The sequence below is a fragment of the endosymbiont of Riftia pachyptila (vent Ph05) genome (assembly GCF_000224455.1).
GTDB classification, from domain to species: Bacteria; Pseudomonadota; Gammaproteobacteria; order Chromatiales; family Chromatiaceae; genus Endoriftia; species Endoriftia persephonae.
On record NZ_AFOC01000186.1, the window covers coordinates 1 to 814 of the forward strand.

Consider the following 814-nt stretch of genomic DNA (forward strand, 5'->3'; position numbering starts at 1 on the left):
CCAACCGAGTCAAACTCTCTAAGACAGCTACTGATAAGCTACGCAACATGAAGGGGCAAACCGGAGTTACGCCCAACATTCTTGCACGCATTGCCATCATGTTGGCATTAAAGGACGGCAGCAGTTTGAAAAATGCGGGTGTCGCCGACAGCGAGGGACAGGAGCTTAATAAGAGCGTGTTATTTGGTGACCATGAAAATATCTACGAAGCCATGATCAACCAATACACAAACGACAATATGATTAACCTACCAATGCAACAAACTATTGCCTCGCTGATTGAGGTTGGTGTTCATAAGATGGGACACATCAAAAATATCCCAGAGCTCTGTGAGCTGTAGCGATGATGATAAAAAACTCGATTACTTACCACAGAATCAAAGCCCTCTGACATTGATATGTAGTAGCTTAGACTTGATCTACCGGGCTCATCCACTGGTCGCAACAGTGTATTTTGTTGCGCAAGCCACAAACTACTATTATTAATGGACTTTTCCTTGTGGCTACACTTAATTAGGTTACATAAGTGGTGAAACTCATCCACCACGAGATAATCGAAGCAGTCCAGCGCGAACTGTTGCGGGTGTCTATCCCGCCCCAGGGTCTGGAACCAAGGCAAAGACAAAATCTGCCTCCCCCCTCCTTCTCCTTGCCGGTGTAGTACCAGCCCGCGCCGATAGCCGGCACTACGGGTGGCCTGCAATGCCAGCCACACCAACCGAGATCCAGGCATGACAGAGTGGAAACACCCGCGAGTCGGAGAACAGCAACTCGAACTTGCCGAGGATCTCCAAAAACTTCGCCGAATCCGCCG

At 48.8% G+C, this 814-nt stretch carries 1 protein-coding gene; it reads left to right on the plus strand.

The genetic code is table 11. The annotated features are described in order from the left end of the window. Nucleotides 1–341, plus strand: a 341-nt coding sequence (locus RIFP1SYM_RS16135; RefSeq protein ID WP_039960892.1) for a DndE family protein, incomplete at its 5' end; no start/stop codon positions are given. Between the last annotated feature and the right edge of the window lie 473 nt (nt 342–814).